Origin of the sequence: Dyadobacter chenhuakuii, from assembly GCF_023821985.2 — a bacterium.
Taxonomy (GTDB): Bacteria; Bacteroidota; Bacteroidia; order Cytophagales; family Spirosomataceae; genus Dyadobacter; species Dyadobacter chenhuakuii.
This window is the reverse complement of sequence record NZ_CP098805.1, coordinates 2,385,355-2,401,325: the sequence shown is the minus strand read 5'-3', so window position 1 is coordinate 2,401,325 and position 15,971 is coordinate 2,385,355. Positions and strand designations below refer to the sequence as shown.

11 protein-coding genes are annotated in these 15,971 nt (G+C 46.5%); 9 read left to right on the top strand and 2 right to left on the bottom strand.

The features are described from left to right. Positions 1-38: 38 nt before the first annotated feature. Positions 39-215 (top strand): DUF6496 domain-containing protein, encoded by a 177-nt coding sequence (locus NFI80_RS09915; protein ID WP_235161666.1) that lies wholly within the window; start codon positions 39-41, stop codon positions 213-215. Between the two features lie 245 nt (positions 216-460). Next, the gene (locus tag NFI80_RS09910) at positions 461-3,964 is read left to right on the top strand and encodes a PAS domain-containing hybrid sensor histidine kinase/response regulator (RefSeq protein ID WP_235163156.1); all 3,504 of its coding nucleotides are present in this window, start codon (positions 461-463) and stop codon (positions 3,962-3,964) included. Positions 3,965-3,997: 33 nt separating this feature from the next. On the opposite strand, the gene NFI80_RS09905 is transcribed toward NFI80_RS09910, so the two are convergent. Beyond that, positions 3,998-4,855, bottom strand: a complete 858-nt coding sequence (locus NFI80_RS09905; RefSeq protein WP_235163157.1) for an SDR family oxidoreductase — start codon at positions 4,853-4,855, stop codon at positions 3,998-4,000. Between the two features lie 237 nt (positions 4,856-5,092). Here NFI80_RS09905 and NFI80_RS09900 point away from each other — a divergent pair, with 237 nt between their 5' ends. From NFI80_RS09900 to NFI80_RS09885, 4 genes are read left to right on the top strand one after another with little or no spacing between them, the layout of a single operon-like run. Next, complete coding sequence (locus NFI80_RS09900) at positions 5,093-6,355, top strand: NAD(P)/FAD-dependent oxidoreductase (RefSeq protein WP_235163158.1); 1,263 nt, start codon at positions 5,093-5,095, stop codon at positions 6,353-6,355. A gap of 3 nt (positions 6,356-6,358) precedes the next feature. Then, positions 6,359-7,261 carry a magnesium transporter CorA family protein gene (locus tag NFI80_RS09895; RefSeq protein ID WP_233796140.1) on the top strand — a complete coding sequence of 301 codons (903 nt, stop codon included), beginning with the start codon at positions 6,359-6,361 and terminating at the stop codon, positions 7,259-7,261. A gap of 23 nt (positions 7,262-7,284) precedes the next feature. Next, positions 7,285-8,493 carry a fibronectin type III domain-containing protein gene (locus NFI80_RS09890; RefSeq protein ID WP_235163159.1) on the top strand — a complete coding sequence of 403 codons (1,209 nt, stop codon included), beginning with the start codon at positions 7,285-7,287 and terminating at the stop codon, positions 8,491-8,493. A 20-nt stretch (positions 8,494-8,513) separates the two neighbouring features. Further along, a complete protein-coding gene (locus NFI80_RS09885; RefSeq protein ID WP_235163160.1) occupies positions 8,514-9,638 on the top strand; it encodes a glycoside hydrolase family 18 protein in 1,125 nt (374 codons plus the stop codon). Here the strand turns inward: NFI80_RS09885 and NFI80_RS09880 are convergent. Beyond that, the gene (locus NFI80_RS09880) at positions 9,635-13,021 is read right to left on the bottom strand and encodes a DEAD/DEAH box helicase (protein ID WP_235163161.1); all 3,387 of its coding nucleotides are present in this window, start codon (positions 13,019-13,021) and stop codon (positions 9,635-9,637) included. The two genes, NFI80_RS09885 and NFI80_RS09880, sit on opposite strands and share 4 nt — an antisense overlap. 50 nt (positions 13,022-13,071) lie before the next feature. Between NFI80_RS09880 and NFI80_RS09875 the strand changes: the two genes are divergently transcribed. The 3 genes from NFI80_RS09875 (at position 13,072) to NFI80_RS09865 (ending at position 15,646) form a co-directional block, all read left to right on the top strand. After that, on the top strand, positions 13,072-13,515 hold the full coding sequence (locus tag NFI80_RS09875) for an RpiB/LacA/LacB family sugar-phosphate isomerase (protein WP_235163162.1): 444 nt from the start codon (positions 13,072-13,074) through the stop codon (positions 13,513-13,515). 38 nt (positions 13,516-13,553) lie between these two features. Beyond that, a complete protein-coding gene (locus tag NFI80_RS09870) occupies positions 13,554-14,333 on the top strand; it encodes a DUF481 domain-containing protein (RefSeq protein WP_254414173.1) in 780 nt (259 codons plus the stop codon). 119 nt (positions 14,334-14,452) lie between these two features. After that, complete coding sequence (locus NFI80_RS09865; RefSeq protein WP_235163163.1) at positions 14,453-15,646, top strand: Gfo/Idh/MocA family protein; 1,194 nt, start codon at positions 14,453-14,455, stop codon at positions 15,644-15,646. Positions 15,647-15,971: the final 325 nt, after the last annotated feature.

The window sequence follows — 15,971 nt, the reverse complement described above, 5'->3', positions numbered from 1 at the left end:
CGTCAAAGTAAATTATTTCAACCAAAATTCTTGTAATCATGGCAAAGTATTCAAAAAAGGCCGGAGAAAAAGTAGAGGAAGCGATGCACGAGCAAAAAGAAGGAAAACTGAAAACAGGCTCGGGTAAGAAGGTGACATCCAAGAAACAAACCGTCGCCATCGGTTTATCCGAGGCACGAAAAGAAGGCGCAAAGGTGCCGAAAAAGAAAGATTAATTTCTTGTTCCGATTCCTATACGATCTTATCTGATCTTGCTGAAAATGTGACATTTTGCGTCCTAAATGCGCATTCTACATTAAGATGTCGAAGTAGCTCGGTTCTGTGACGAAAAGTATTACAAACTATCCTGTTGTAACCGTTAAAGTAATTAAATAAACGCTATATTGTACGCATATATGTATTTGTGACACTGACGCTTAATTGTAAGGAATTTTGATTAATGAATACATCAGGTAACGCAATGTCCGAGGAACATGGCGGACCTAATAATGCAAGCGACTTTCAGCTCTTTCAGACTTTCATGGGTAGTCATTCCATGTATGTAGTCCGTACAGATATTGAAGGAAACTATATTTTCCTTAATGATTATTTCTGCAATTTCTACGGCGTGCAGCGTGAGGAGCTTATTGGGCACTCATCTCTGATGGGCGTGGTCAATGAAGATATAGAAAAATGCCTCAAAGTGGCTGAACTATGTCTGCTAAATCCGGGCAAGCCACATTCGGTAATTCTCAGAAAACGTTCCAAACACAACACAATCGCCACAACCCAGTGGGAATTTACTGCCCTGAAAGACGAATCAGGCACGGTAAAGGAGATCTTTTGCCTGGGTTATGACATTACGCAAAAGATTAAAACAGAACAGGACCTTTCCGTGTTGGTGTCCAATGTCCAGGACGTTCTTTTTACATTATCGCCAACACTGACATTCACTTACGTTTCGCCGAGCTGGACAAGAGTATATGGCTATCAGATCAAAGAAACCCTGGGCCAATCCTTTACAGACTATATACATCCCGATGACCTGCATTTGTGTACAGCTTCTCTTTTAAAGGTTGTTGAAACCAACACGTCCATCCGGGGCGGGATAGAGCACCGCATCCTGCACAAGAACGGAACGTGGTCCTGGAGTAATACCAATGCCAGCATCGATACCCGGGGCAACGAAATTATCCTGACCAGCCACAACATCACCGAGCTTCGCCGATCCCGTGAAAGGTTGAAAGAACTGGCTATCGTTGCTTCTAACACAACGGATTATATAGTCATAACCGATAACAGGGGATTAATCACATGGGTAAACAGGGCATATGAGAACCAAACCGGCTATACCCGGCGCGAAGTGAAAGGCCGCCGACCGGTTGATCTTCTGTGCGGCCCTAAAACGGATATGGCCACGATCGAGACAATCAATAAGGCCAGCATAGAAAAGAAGGTCATTCAGGTTGAGATCTTGTGTTATAAAAAGAATGGGGAATGCTACTGGGTTGACTTGAAGATTACTCCCGTTTTTGACGATGAAGGAAATTGTACGAATTACATTGCAATAGAGAGGGACATTACTGAGCGCAAGAAGTCGGACGACGAAATGCGGCGGATGAAAGATCTGCTGGAACAAACAAACAGCGTTGCCCGGATAGGCGGATGGGAATTGCATGCCAAAACAGGTGAATTATATTGGTCTTCCATCACAAGGCAGATACACGAAGTAGACGAAGATTTTTTACCGGATGCTAATACGGCAATCGCATTTTATAAAGAAGGCACGAGCCGCGATGCCATCAACAGGGTGGTGCTGGACGGGATTACCCACGGAACGCCCTGGGACATTGAGTTGCAGCTCAATACCGCAAAAGGAAATGAGATCTGGGTCAGGACGATAGGCAAGTCCGAAATGATGGATGGGGCCTGTGTGAGACTTTATGGTGCATTTCAGGATATAACCAGCCGTAAACGCTCAGACGAGGCGATCCTTGATTCGGAAGCTAAGTTTCGCAGTCTGTACGACTCCACAAGCGACGCAGTAGTGCTGCTCGATAGAAAGGGATACCTGGATTGCAACCAGGCCGCATTAAGAATGTTTAATCTGGATTCGATTGACAGTCTCATCGGTAAAACGCATGAAGAGCTCGCCGCTGCAACCTACACAACCTACGACCAGCTGGCAGGCATTGCCAAAGAGAATCTTGAAATGGCTTACGAGATCGGGAGCCATAGTTTTGAATGGGTGTTCAAGCGCTTCGGACCCGATACGGACAGTTTCGTTGCGGAAGTGCTTCTGAATCTGATCAATGTTAACGACTCCCAGATCATACAAGCGGTGATCAGGGACATTACGCAGCGAAAGCACGCAGAGCTGGAACTGCTGGAAGCACGCGAACAGGCTGAATCAGCGAGCAAGCTTAAATCGGAATTTCTGGCCAATATGAGCCATGAAATACGGACGCCGCTTAACGGCGTGGTTGGTTTCACCGACTTGCTGATGAAAACGCGCCTGGACGAAACGCAGCAGCAATACATGTCCATGGTTTTCCAATCTGCCAATTCGCTGCTGGAAATCATCAATGATATTCTCGACTTCTCGAAGATCGAGGCCGGAAAGCTGGATCTTCGCTATGAGAAAACAGATCTGCTGACAGTCTGCGGACAAGTAGCGGATATGCTTACTTACCAGGCGCAGCAGAAGCATCTGGAAATGCTTTTAAACATCCCGGCCGACATTCCGCATTATGTGCTGGCAGATCCGTTGCGTCTGAAACAGGTTTTGGCAAACCTGCTTAGCAATGCAGTGAAATTTACCATTGACGGGGAGGTAGAGCTGCAAATAGCATTGCTCGGCCGCAATGATGATGAAGTGGCCATCCGTTTCTTGGTGCGGGACACCGGGATCGGGATCGAGCCCGAAAACCAGCGTAAGATATTTGATGCTTTTTCCCAGGCAGATTCTTCCACGACAAAACGATTTGGCGGAACTGGTCTGGGGCTTACCATTTCAAACAGTCTGCTGGAATTAATGGACAGCCGATTGCAGCTCAGCAGCAAAGCCAATGAAGGCAGTATTTTCTTTTTTGATGTAACATTCAAAATTATCCCGGACGGGGACGAGTTCTTCTGGGACAATACGGACAACATCAGGCGTGTCCTTGTAGTGGACGACAATGTGCATAACGGAACTATCCTCACCGACGTCCTGATCAACAAAGACATTGATTCCGATTTCGTTTCAAGCGGGCAGGAAGCATTAGAAAAATTATTCTCGGACGTGAAATATGACGTAGTCCTGATGGATTGCCAGATGCCGGAAATGGACGGCATTGAAACGATCCGTAAAGTCCGAAACAGCAATGATGAGGATTTGAAAAATTTGCCTATAATCCTGCTCAATGATTCTTTTGAAGAGGAAACGCTTACGGCTGTAATGACCGAGCTCAATGTTCCGCGTTTCCTCGTAAAGCCTGTCAAGATCAAGCAGTTGTTCTCGATGTTGTCGCGGATACATACCAAAAATCAGCCTACCCGGCAACTCACTGTCGATACTGCAAGAAGCATTACTGCAGAAGCATTATCCGACGCCATTACAGTGCTGATTGCCGAAGATCACAAGATTAATATGTTGCTGGTGAAAACCATGTTAGGCAAGATTCTGTCCAATGTAACCATGATCGAAGCCGTGAACGGGAAAGAAGCCGTCAAACTGTATGCGGAAACAAATCCTGACATCATATTTATGGATATCCAGATGCCCGAAGTGAATGGTTATGAAGCCACGCAGGAGATACGCAGGATGGAATCGGGCAGGCGGATCCCGATTATTGCGCTTACCGCGGGAACAGTGGTAGGCGAGCGGGAGAAGTGCCTTAATGCGGGAATGGACGATTATCTTACCAAACCCGTCGTGAAAGATACATTGCAAGAAACCATTGTGAAGTGGCTCCTGCAACGTTCGGAAGTCGAGGTAAATTAGAAATGGGCCGTATGGCCCATTTCTAATTTACTATTATCCGTTAACAACCTGCCCACCGTTCGGGTGCAGCACCTGTCCGCTGATGTAAGAAGCATCCTCACATGCCAGGAAAACATACGACGGAGCAACCTCAGCAGGCTGTCCCGGACGCTCCATAGGCGTGTCTTTCCCAAATTTTTCAACTTTCTCAGCATCAAATGTGGCCGGGATAAGTGGCGTCCAGATGGGACCGGGCGCTACTGCATTCACCCTTATTTTTTTCTCTGCCAGCGCCAGTGCCAGCGATCTTGTGTATGCAACAATGGCCCCTTTCGTCGAAGAGTAATCCAGCAATGCAGGGCTTCCATGATATGCGGTTACCGATGTTGTATTAATAATGTTGTCACCTTCTACCAAATGCGGCAATGCAGCTTGCGTAAAGAAAAAGAATGAGAAGATGTTGGTAGCAAAGGTTACGTGGAGCTGCTCGGCAGTAATCTCCCGGATATCTTCCTTGGGATGCTGTTCAGCAGCATTATTTACCAGCACATTCAGCTTGCCAAATTCGCTTACAACCTGCGAAACAGCTTCTTTACAAAATGACTCATCACGAATGTCACCCGGAATGAGCAGGCATCTTTTCCCTTCTGCTTCTACCAACGCCTTTGTTTCCTGCGCATCCTGGTCTTCTTCCAAGTAGACGATCGCCACATCCGCGCCTTCACGTGCAAAATGAACCGCAACCGATCTTCCTATGCCGCTGTCGCCACCGGTTATCAGTGCCGCTTTGCCTTCCAACTTGCCGCTTCCCCGGTAATTATCCCGGATAATGACCGGCGCCGGATCCATAATGTGTTCAATACCAGGCTGCGAACCCTGCGTTTGTCCTTTCGTATCTATGTTGTAATCCATGGTTTAGTAATGTTAATGTTTCTAATTATTGTGAATGCGGCCTATCCCTAAAACCATGTGCCAGTGAATCAAACGGGCGTGGATTTCGATGTTTTGTTCAAAAAATTCTATTAAGAATCTGCATGAGCAATGTTTTGCACAGTGTTCATGCGCGAAATGTGCCCTTCATGCGCGCGCTCATGCATTCGGCACAATTATAATAGCTGATTTCACGCATTGAGGCATAAATAAATGAATATGGATACGAAAAAAGTGGTGATCGTGGGCGGTGGTTTCGCAGGAATTAATCTTGCGCAAAAACTTTCCAAAGACAAGCGGTTTGATATCGTGCTTGTTGATAAAAACAACTACAACTTTTTCCCGCCTCTGCTCTATCAGGTTGCAACGGGTTTTCTGGAAGCCTCCAACATCAGTTATCCATTCAGGAAATTTTTTCAGGAAAAACCAAATCTGAGATTCAGTCTGGGCGCATTTCAGGAAGTTTTTCCGAATGAAAAACGCATTTCCACCGACAGCGGGGATATTTACTACGATTACCTGGTCTTCGCCACCGGCACGGAAACCAATTATTTTGGGATGGAAAACGTGAAAAAGCATGCCGTTCCGATGAAAACGGTGCGGGACGCCCTCGCTTTGCGCAACCACATTCTTTTGAATAAGGAAAAAGCCGCGAAGATGCAGGATTCCAATGAACGCAAAAAACTCCTTTGTATAGTTGTCGCCGGCGCGGGTCCCACAGGGGTGGAAGTCTCCGGTATGCTGGCTGAAATGCATAAGAATATTTTTAAATGGGATTACCCCGAACTCGACAGGGAAGAAGTGCAGATTTACCTGGTGGACGCTTTGCCTGTGGTTCTCAACCCGATGTCCAAAGAATCACAAGAAGATACATTGGAAGAATTGCGAAAACTGGGCATTAATGTGCTCCTGGACCATGCTGTAAAGGATTTTGAGAACGGTATCGTCACATTTGAAAATGGGCGAACCATTGAAACCGAAACATTAATATGGACTTCGGGAGTGACTGCCACTGCATTGCCCGGCATTCCGAAAGAAGCGCTGGCGAAAGGAAAACGTGTGCTTGTGGACGCGCATAACAAAGTGCTGGGTTTCAGCGATATTTTTGCATTAGGGGATATCTGCATGATGACTTCGGACGAGAAATTCCCGCAAGGCCATCCGCAGCTCGCGCAGGTGGCCATTCAGCAGGGCAAAAACCTGGCAGCGAATTTTTCTCGGGTGCTCGACGGTAAGACGCTCCAGGATTTCCATTATGTAGACAAGGGCACTATGGCGATTATCGGCATCAACAAGGCCGTAGCCGACCTTCCCGGTTTGCATTTCAAAGGTTTTATAGCTTACTTTCTGTGGCTGGTCGTGCATTTGTTCTCTTTGATCCGCTATCGGAACCAGGTGAAAACTTTTTATAACTGGATGGTTGCGTTTTTTACCAGAGATCAGTCACTGCGCTTCATCATGGATGCAAAGCCCGACAAATAAATTATGATCAATACGATTGCCGAGAAGCCAAAATATCCATTCGAGTGGCTGGATATTACAGACCCTAATGAGGAAGAGTTGAAACAACTTACCGAAACTCATTCACTCCATAAGTCCTCCATCAAAGACTGGTTACAGCCCGACCATCTTCCCAAATATGAAAAAGTTGGTGACTACGTGTTCATCATTTTCCGGCTCCATTCCGAAAAGGTTGGCCCGGAAGCAGATACAGTTCCGGAGCTGACTGATAAGGTTGCCATTTTTATGTTCGAGGAAAAAGTAATCACCTTACACCGTAAACCGTGGGATGCGCCAAATTTCATCGCCGAAAATCAACTCGAACAGCATCAATGCAAGGACACATTACATCTTGTGAATGAGATCATTAAGAGTTGCCTATCCACCTATGAAGCACCTTCGGCCAAATTGACCAGCGACATTGAGTTTTACGAGGAAAATATGTTTCTCAAAAACCGCAGGCCTTCTCTATTAAAGGGCCTGTATTATCTAAGGCGCAGGGTGGAAGTGACGCGCCGCATCATCATGTTATCGCATGAGATTGTGGACAAGATGGACGCTCCCGATCATTCCAATGCCTATACACGGGATACGAGGGATCTTTTTGTCAAAATGCAGAACATTTATGACACGCTTTTTGAGAATATGAATCAGCTGGTGATGATCTATTTTTCAATTTCTTCCCAGCGTACCAACGAGATCGTTCGCGTCCTTACCCTGTTTTCAGTGTTTTTTATGCCCTTAACCTTCATCGTCGGTATTTACGGCATGAACTTCGAGTTTATGCCTGAATTGCGGATGAAATATGGTTACCCCGTTGTCATGATCGTTATGGGGCTTATTACGGTTGCAATTTATGGCTGGTTCAAAAAGAAGGGCTGGTTGTGAGATCGTTATGAACGAAATATTTAATGAAAAAGCTGCTGCATTACACTCAACCTATGAATGATATTTTTACCAAAACATTTAAATACGCTTTCTTTTCCGCCGTTTTCTGCTTGATCCAGCTTGCTGCCTGGGCTGCTGTCATTCCCAAGGCACCGTCAGCGCTGGCCGCCACTGCTATTTCCGCCACGCAGATCAATCTGACTTGGGTAGATAATGCGGTTGACGAAACCAGCTTCGAGCTGGAAAGATCTACCGACGGCCTGAAATTTGTGAAAATCACGGACCTTGCAGCCAACGTCAAAACATACTCGAACACAGGCCTTACGCCGTCAACGAAATACTGGTTCAGGATTTTGGCCAAAAATGCCGCCGGCAAATCAGCTTACAGCAACATTGCCAATGCAACCACATTCCTCGTTGCGCCAAATGCCCCTGCGAACCTGAGTGCGGTTTCCGTTTCGACGACGCAAATCAACGTGAGTTGGGTGGATAATGCGTTGAATGAGAGTGGTTTTCAGTTGGAACGGTCGCTGGATGGCGTTTCCTTTACAAAACTCGCCGACCTTGCAGCGAACATTAATTCATTCCAAAACACAGGCCTTAATCCAGCCACCACATATCATTATCGCGTTCGTGCCATCAATGCCGCCGGTGCTTCTGCATACACTAATGTGGATTCGGCGACCACGGATAATATTCCGGTGCCCGATAGGCCCGAAAACTTTTCCGCCGTTCCTATCGCGCCGGATGTTGTACAATTGAGCTGGTCGGCCGTATCTGACAATGCCAAAGAAGTCGTTATAGAGCGTTCCAAAGGCGTTACCACACAGTTTGAACAGATTGGAAAAGTGGCGGCGAATGTGCTGCAATTTCACGACACCGATTCGCTGGCTAATACCAATTATTTTTATCGGATCAAGGCTGTTAATGCGGGTGGAAGTTCGCTTTACAGCCTTATTTCTATTGTTTTAGCCAATGCTATCATTACCGGCCATGAGGCTCCGATGTCGGACTATCTCATTTATTCATTCCAAAAAACGCTGGTTATTGAATTAATACGACCTGTGGCGGCACAAATGCAACTTTATAATGTTGGTGGAATAAAACAAATGGACAAGAAAATAACAGCATCTTCGCGCACAGACCTTTCCGGGTTTACCACTGGTATCTATGTCGTTCGCATTCAGACAGATAGAGAAGTAATATCACGAAGAATAGTGCTTTTTGACTAATATATCCTAAATCCTGAAACATGAAATCTGCTAAATATCTGCTGCTGTCAGCATTCGCGCTGATCATTCTTTACCCTGCCTCAGCATTTGCTCAAAAAAAGAAAAAATATATTGTCAATGCGTATGTAGGCGGTTTTCGCGGCCTGGTTAAGACAGAAGAAATTGATGCCGAAAAGCTGACTCACATCAATTACGCATTTGTAAATGTGCAGGACAGCCTCGCCGTGCTGACCAATCTGGCAACGGACTCCACCAATTTTCGCAAGCTGAACGAAATGAAAGCAGCCAAAAATCCGGATCTTAAAATCCTGATTTCCATCGGCGGGTGGGCTTGGAGTGAGAACTTTTCGGATGCTGTTCTAACCGAAACTTCCAGAAGAAAATTTGCCAAATCCAGCGTGGACATTGTACGCCAGTTCAACCTAGACGGCGTGGACATTGATTGGGAATATCCTGCCATGCGGGGAGAAGAAGGCAATATTTTCCGGCCCGAGGACAAGCAGAATTTTACATTAATGTTCAAGGCCATCCGCGAAGAACTGGATCTGCTGCAAAAAGAAAAAAGCCGGGCTTATCAACTCACAACGGCAGTAGGAGGCTCGAAATCATTCGTCGAAAACACCGAAATGGGCCTTGCACAGCCATTTTTGGACTATGTTTTCATCATGACTTATGATTACGGCGGGAAAAACGGAACCGTCGGCCACCACACCAATTTATATGATTACAACCCGGACGGTTCCTCGGCCGACCGCTCCGTAAAGAATTTCATGGCAGCAGGCGTTCCGGCAAGCAAGATTGTGCTCGGCGCTGCATTCTACGGAAAAGGCTGGGAAGCCGAAACGGCCAATAATAACGGACTAGGCGAAAAACGCGTCAAAGCCGTGCAGGGAGGCGGTTATACCAAGCTGAAAGACACATTGATCAACCAGAATGGTTACAAAAAGTTTTACGATAAAAAGGCAAAAGCACCGTATCTGTTTAATGATTCAACGAAAGTGTTCATTACTTACGAGGATGAAAAGTCAGTGCGGGATAAATGTAAATATGTCAAGAAGAATAAGTTAGCCGGCATTTTCTTTTGGGAATATTTTAACGATCCAAAAGAATACCTGATCACTGAAATCAGTAAAAACCTGGACTAGCTGACCAGGTTAAGCAAATCCTTTTTCGTTAAAGTTTTCAGGACGGAAGCATCTGTTTTTACAAGATCGTCGGCGAGGTCCTTCTTGGATTCCTGCAATTCCAGGATTTTTTCCTCAATGGTTCCCGGGCATATGAGCCTCACGGCGATCACATTTTTTTTCTGCCCGATGCGGTAACTCCGGTCAATGGCCTGATTTTCAACTGCCGGGTTCCACCAGGGATCCACGAGATAGACGTAATCCGCCTCGGTGAGATTCAAGCCCGTTCCGCCCGCTTTCAGGCTGATCAAAAACACGCGAATGTTCGCATTGTTTTGAAAATTGTCAACCTTGGCAGCCCGGTCCTTCGTCTGGCCGGTAAGATATTCAAACTTAATCCCGCGCGTGACCAGCTCTGCCTTGATCAAATCCAGCATGGTCACGAACTGTGAAAAAACCAGGATTTTATGCTGCGCGGATTTACTTTCAATCTGTTCCAAAAGCGTGTCGATTTTGGCCGACGCGTTCCCATAATAAAGGTGATCATTCAGCAGGGCAGGAGAGTTGCAGATCTGGCGCAGCTTGGTAAGCCCTTGCAACACATGCAAGCTCTCACGTGCAATGTCGCCTTCGTTTTTTGTATTTAAAAATGTATAAAATTCGAGCTCATAAGCATTGTAAACCTTGCGCTGCTCTTCGCCCATTTCACAGTAAATCACCATTTCGGTCTTATCCGGCAGCTCGGTCGCCACTTGCTTTTTAGTCCTTCTTAAAATGAACGGATCAATGCGTTTTTGCAATTCGCGCGCCCTGTCATTGTCCTTGAAGCGGTCAATAGGCATGGAAAAGTGGTTTCGGAACTGCGTTTTGTTGCCTAGCAAGCCCGGGCAAGCAAACGAAAGCTGGCCGTAAATGTCGAATGTATTGTTTTCAATCGGTGTCCCCGTCAGCACAAGCTTGTTCCGGGATTGTAATAATCTTGCGGCCTTATAGCGCTGTGATTCAGGGTTTTTAATGGCCTGCGATTCATCAAGGACAATGTAATTGAAATGATATTTCCTCAGAAAATTGACATCCGAAAGCAATGTGCCATACGAAGTCAAAATCACCTCGTAATTATCAAAGTCAGAAACGGTCTTGACGCGGTCTGCGCCGTAAATGGTCAGGACTTTGAGCGACGGGGCAAACTTTTCGATTTCCGCCAGCCAGTTGAATATCAGGGACGTAGGGACAATAATCAGGTTTGTGTTTTGAACGTCCTTATCCCTTTGCGTTAGAATGAAGGCAATGATCTGCAAGGTTTTGCCCAGTCCCATATCATCCGCAAGGCAGCCGCCAAACCCGAATTCATCCAGGAAATTCAGCCAGTTAAGGCCCTGTTTCTGATATTCGCGCAACGATGCATTCAGATCCGCCGGCACTTCCACGGCTTCAATCGATTCAAAATCGGCAAAACGGGATTTATAGAATGCAATCTGCTCTTTCACTTCCATACTAAGCGCCTCAGCATCATACATTTCACTCACCGAAGCAAAGTTCATCTTTGATGTCTGGATAACATCCCCGACAATTTCACCGGCTTCAAAGAATTTAGCAAATTTCTCGATCCATTCATCCGGCAAAATGCCCTGAGAGCCGTCGTCCAGCTGCACATATTTCGTTCTATTTTTAACCGCCTTATGCAGATTTTTTAAGGTAACCTTCTGATTTCCAAACCGCACACCCGCAGTTGTATTGAACCAGTTTATGCCGCTGATCACATGCACAGACACTTGCGCGCGGTTCGGATTAAGCCGGATTTTTGTTAGTTTATCAAATCCGAGCACCGTTATTTTCTGGTCTCTCCATTCCTCAAATGTGTTCAGAAACCAGGACTCGTTCAGGAAGCATTCTTTATACAAATAAAAGAATTCCCTGCCCAGCTGATCCTCAAAATCAGGATGTTGGCGGATAATAGCACTTGCAAAACGGAGCTCTTCACTTTCATCCCTTTGCACGCTGAACGGATTGCCGTGCGCATCGACTGAATAAATCTGTTTTTTGGAAAAAACCGGCACTTCCACACGTCCGTATTTCATGACGGGCGTGATCATTACATAATTTCCGAAATCTTCCAGGTAAATGATCTTCTCATTTTCGAGATGAAAACCCTGTTCTTCTTTCTGCGCCTGCGTGGCCGGTTTCAGATACGAATAAGTGATCCGGATCTTCGATTCCAGCTTGGAAAGCAAGTTTTGCCTGAACTCTTCAAACTTTGAGTTATGAATGATGATTTTTTGATTGTGCTGGCTGAAAAATTCAACTGTTTTCAGAATGTCTTTATTGTCAATCAAATGCAAAGCATCCAGATACAACACAAAGTAGTCGTAACGCATCTTGACCAATTCCAGATCCAGGGAAACGCCATTCAGGCTCAGTTGGCCCGAAATCTGGAAAAACGGGTCTTTGCGGTCGATATTCAGATGCATATCAACGGGCGATTTTTCCAGTTTTACCAAAACCAGTGACGCTGCGCTGACATTCTCGGAGATCAACGGGTTATGATAAAAAAAGTCGAGTCCGTGCGGATTCCTGACAATGCTTTTCAGTCCCGCGAGATCGGTATCCACCTGCTTTTTCCGGAAATTATTCTGGAAAGAAGCAATGGCCGTGTAAAACTTGATCACGTCCGCGTCCTGCGTTTTCCATATCGCGTCCAGCGGATTTATTAATGTCAGCGGGTTTTTAAGCTTTCCGTCGCGCGTAGTTGCGGCTTCATGAATCTCGAAATAGAAATGCTCGTAATACTTATGCTGACCAATGACGACAATCGTTTTCGAATTCTCCTTCTGCACTGCTGAACCCGGAATGTCGATCGCAGACTTGTTGATCCATTGGTTCTCTAAAAACGAAACCGATGACGCGCTGATCGGGATCAGCTCTTTCATCTTTGGCTTGATTTCCAGCTCCTTATTTGCATAAATCAGCTGGAAATAAGCATCCAGGTCCGTCTCGTTCTCCAAGCCGTAATCCTGCGCAACAACTCGTATTTTGTCAAATCTCAGCTTTTTATCAAAAAATGCACGCAGGTCCTTTCTGTTATTGAGATTATATAAAACCTGGATCTGATGCTCGCACAGCCGTTTCTTAGGCTTACTGCATTCACAATAAACCGTGAGCGAATGACTGTTTTGCCTGGCTACGACTTTACAATGGTCGGTTAATGCCTCGGGGATTTTAAATGAAGCATAATCCACATCAATTTCATGCGGTTGGATGTCAAAGAAGCCTCTCCGGTCGGTAGCAGGCAGTTCAGCGCTGTTTTGCAGGATGTGTGTAGTGGTTAAATCTGCGAGATTGAAATCCTGAAAAACAAAGTTATGGGCTGGCTGGTTTTCTGCGTCGGCAGGGGCATTCTTTTTCATATGGCAAATTAATGAACTATTTTGCACATTCATTTTAAATCATTCTCAACATGGAAATCGGACTTGCTGCTGATCACGGCGGATATGAACTGAAAGAGTTCTTGAAGACCTATTTAATCGGAAAAGGGCATCATATAACAGATTTTGGCGCCTATCAAATGGATTCCAAGGACGATTATCCGGATTTTGTGATTCCGTTGGCCAACGCCGTTGTGAAAAAGGAAGTGGAACGCGGCATCGCTGTTTGCGGGAGCGGCGTGGGCGCTTCTGTGGTGGCTAATAAGGTTGCTGGCGTTCGCGCAGCGTTGATTAATGACCACTTTTCGGCCCATCAGGGTGTGGAAGATGACGACCTGAACCTGCTTTGTCTGGGCGGTCGCATCACAGGGAATATGGTGGCGCAGGAATTTGTAGAATCTTACCTTAATGCGCGTTTTACGGGCGAGGAGAGGCATTTACGCAGGTTAGGAAAGGTTAAGGCATTAGAAAAATAAGTATGGGGTTAAATTTCACAAAGCTTGTCGCTTTCTTTTTGTTCATTTCAACAATTCTAGCTCATGCGCAGCAGCCGTCATCCGGCTCCCCGCAGGCCGTTCCACTCGACTCAGTGCTGTCGGTCAAACCGGATAGCGCCGTAAAGCCTCCGCCTCCATTGTTCGACACCATTCGTTACCGCTTTATCGGTGACGGGAATTTTGCGCGGGGAAATGTAAACCGCAGCCTTGTCGTGCTCAGGGCAGAGCTCACATTCAGCGGACCTGCCATTAATGTGGCCACCAACCCACGCTTTACTTACGGAAAGCAAAGTGGTATCCTCGCAGAAAGGGATAGTTATGTTGACCTTTTCGTAGACGTTTTCAAAAAGCGGCGAACCTATGCGTTTGGGCTGGGTGCTTTGGAAACCAGCAATCTGCGCCGCATCGATTTGCGTCAGATGGCAGGTGCAGGGATAGGTTACCGCCTCATCAGGAACAAATCCAATGACATGAGCCTGACCAATGCGATCCTTTATGAATCCACCAATTTCCAGGAAATTTCAACGGTGAGCACGATCAGGAATTCATTTCGGGTAAAAGGCAAGCATTCGCTGTTACAGGATAAAATTCGGATTAACCACCTTACATTCCTGCAACCGGCTTTGAATGATTTTTCAAACCTCCGCTGGAACACGATCATTTCCTTCGAACTGCCTCTGAACAAATGGGTAACATTGCGGACCAGCTTCGAAAACTCATATGAAAGTGTCGTAGAAGCCACCCGCAAACGCAATGATTCGCGGATCACGTTCGGGGTCTCCGTGGGGAATAAATAAATGCGTTGGCGGGCCCGGCGCTTGTCAGGGAAAAAGAGGCATAATGATGTCCATGGTTGCGGTACATTATATATGCATAAAATGTGCTTTGTATATAATCACAATTTTCCAACCTTGACATGAAAGAATCAGACGATAACCGCCGCCAGTTCATCCGGAATTCAGTAAGCACAGCCGCTGGAATTATGTTGTTACCCGGCCTGGCCGCACCCGGCTGGGCCGCACCCGGCCGGGCCGAAAACGCTTCCGCATCCGCTTTGGCGCGTCCCGTGAGAGAGCCCTTAACGCCTGATATGCCGCCCAGAATTAAGTTTTCTGTGATTGGAATGAACCACGGTCACATTTACGGTCAGGTGGAGGCGGTTACGCGGGGCGGCGGTGAGCTGGTTTCGTTTTATGCCAAAGAAGAGGACTTAGCAGCGGCATTCGCCAAGCGTTACCCGCAAGCCAAGCAAGCAAAAAGCGAAGCGGAAATCCTGGATGACAAATCCATTCAGCTCATCCTAAGTTCCGGCATTCCCGACGAACGCGCACCGCTGGGCATTCGTGTGATGAAAAGCGGAAAGGATTATATGGTTGATAAGCCGGGCATAACCACATTGGAACAGCTCGCGCAGGTGCGCAAAGTGCAAAAGGATACCAAACGCATTTATTCCATTATGTACAGCGAGCGCCTGGAAAACCGCGCGACCATTAAGGCCGGAGAATTGATCAAAGAAGGCGTGATCGGAAAAGTGGTGCAGACAATCGGCCTCGGGCCACACCGCATGACGCCCAAATCCCGTCCGGAGTGGTTTTTTGACAAAAAACGCTTCGGTGGCATCATTTGTGACATTGCATCGCACCAGTTTGACCAGTTCCTTTTCTTCACAGGATCCACAAAAGCGGAAGTTGTCGCCTCTCAGGTTGGTAATGTCAACCATCCCCAATATCCGAAGTTTGAGGATTTTGGTGACGCAATGCTGCGCGGCAACGGGGGCACCGGCTATATCCGTGTCGACTGGTTTACGCCAGACGGTCTCAAATCCTGGGGCGATGGCCGCTTAACCGTGCTAGGAACGGAAGGTTACATCGAAATCCGCAAAAACATCGACATTGCCGGCCGCGAAGGTGGAAACCACCTTTTTGTGGTCAATAACAAGGAAACACAATACATCGATTGCAGCAAAGTAGAACTTCCCTACGGCCGCCAACTCGTAGACGACGTCCTCAACAGAACAGAAACCGCCATGTCGCAGGAACATTGTTTTCTAGCCACAGAGCTTGCATTGAAAGCGCAAAAGAACGCGCAGAATGTGGCGGCTTTGAGTTGATCATAGGTAAAAATCGTCAGGTACATCGTTGCATCCCTCCGGGATTTAATTACATGCAAGATAACTTTGCTACCAATATTGCATCTCTCCGGGATTTGATTGCATGCAAAATAACTTTGCTACCAATATTGCATGCCTCTGGCATTTCTGAAATAGCAAAATGCCGGAGGCATGCCATATCGGTAGAAAACAACAAATCGGGCACATTGAATAAATGCCGGAGGCATGTAACAACTCTCCGCCCGTCAATCTCTACCGATATTACATCCCTCCGGGATTTCTGAAAATGAAAATGCCGGAGGCATGCCACATCGGTAGAAAACAG

Bases quoted from the DNA above. Each gene is read 5' to 3' on its own strand.
- NFI80_RS09915 (WP_235161666.1), top strand. From the start codon at position 39: ATGGCAAAGTATTCAAAAAAGGCCGGAGAAAAAGTAGAGGAAGCGATG.
- NFI80_RS09910 (WP_235163156.1), top strand. From the start codon at position 461: ATGTCCGAGGAACATGGCGGACCTAATAATGCAAGCGACTTTCAGCTC.
- NFI80_RS09905 (WP_235163157.1), bottom strand. From the start codon at position 4,855: ATGGATTACAACATAGATACGAAAGGACAAACGCAGGGTTCGCAGCCT.
- NFI80_RS09900 (WP_235163158.1), top strand. From the start codon at position 5,093: ATGGATACGAAAAAAGTGGTGATCGTGGGCGGTGGTTTCGCAGGAATT.
- NFI80_RS09895 (WP_233796140.1), top strand. From the start codon at position 6,359: ATGATCAATACGATTGCCGAGAAGCCAAAATATCCATTCGAGTGGCTG.
- NFI80_RS09890 (WP_235163159.1), top strand. From the start codon at position 7,285: ATGAAAAAGCTGCTGCATTACACTCAACCTATGAATGATATTTTTACC.
- NFI80_RS09885 (WP_235163160.1), top strand. From the start codon at position 8,514: ATGAAATCTGCTAAATATCTGCTGCTGTCAGCATTCGCGCTGATCATT.
- NFI80_RS09880 (WP_235163161.1), bottom strand. From the start codon at position 13,021: ATGAAAAAGAATGCCCCTGCCGACGCAGAAAACCAGCCAGCCCATAAC.
- NFI80_RS09875 (WP_235163162.1), top strand. From the start codon at position 13,072: ATGGAAATCGGACTTGCTGCTGATCACGGCGGATATGAACTGAAAGAG.
- NFI80_RS09865 (WP_235163163.1), top strand. From the start codon at position 14,453: ATGAAAGAATCAGACGATAACCGCCGCCAGTTCATCCGGAATTCAGTA.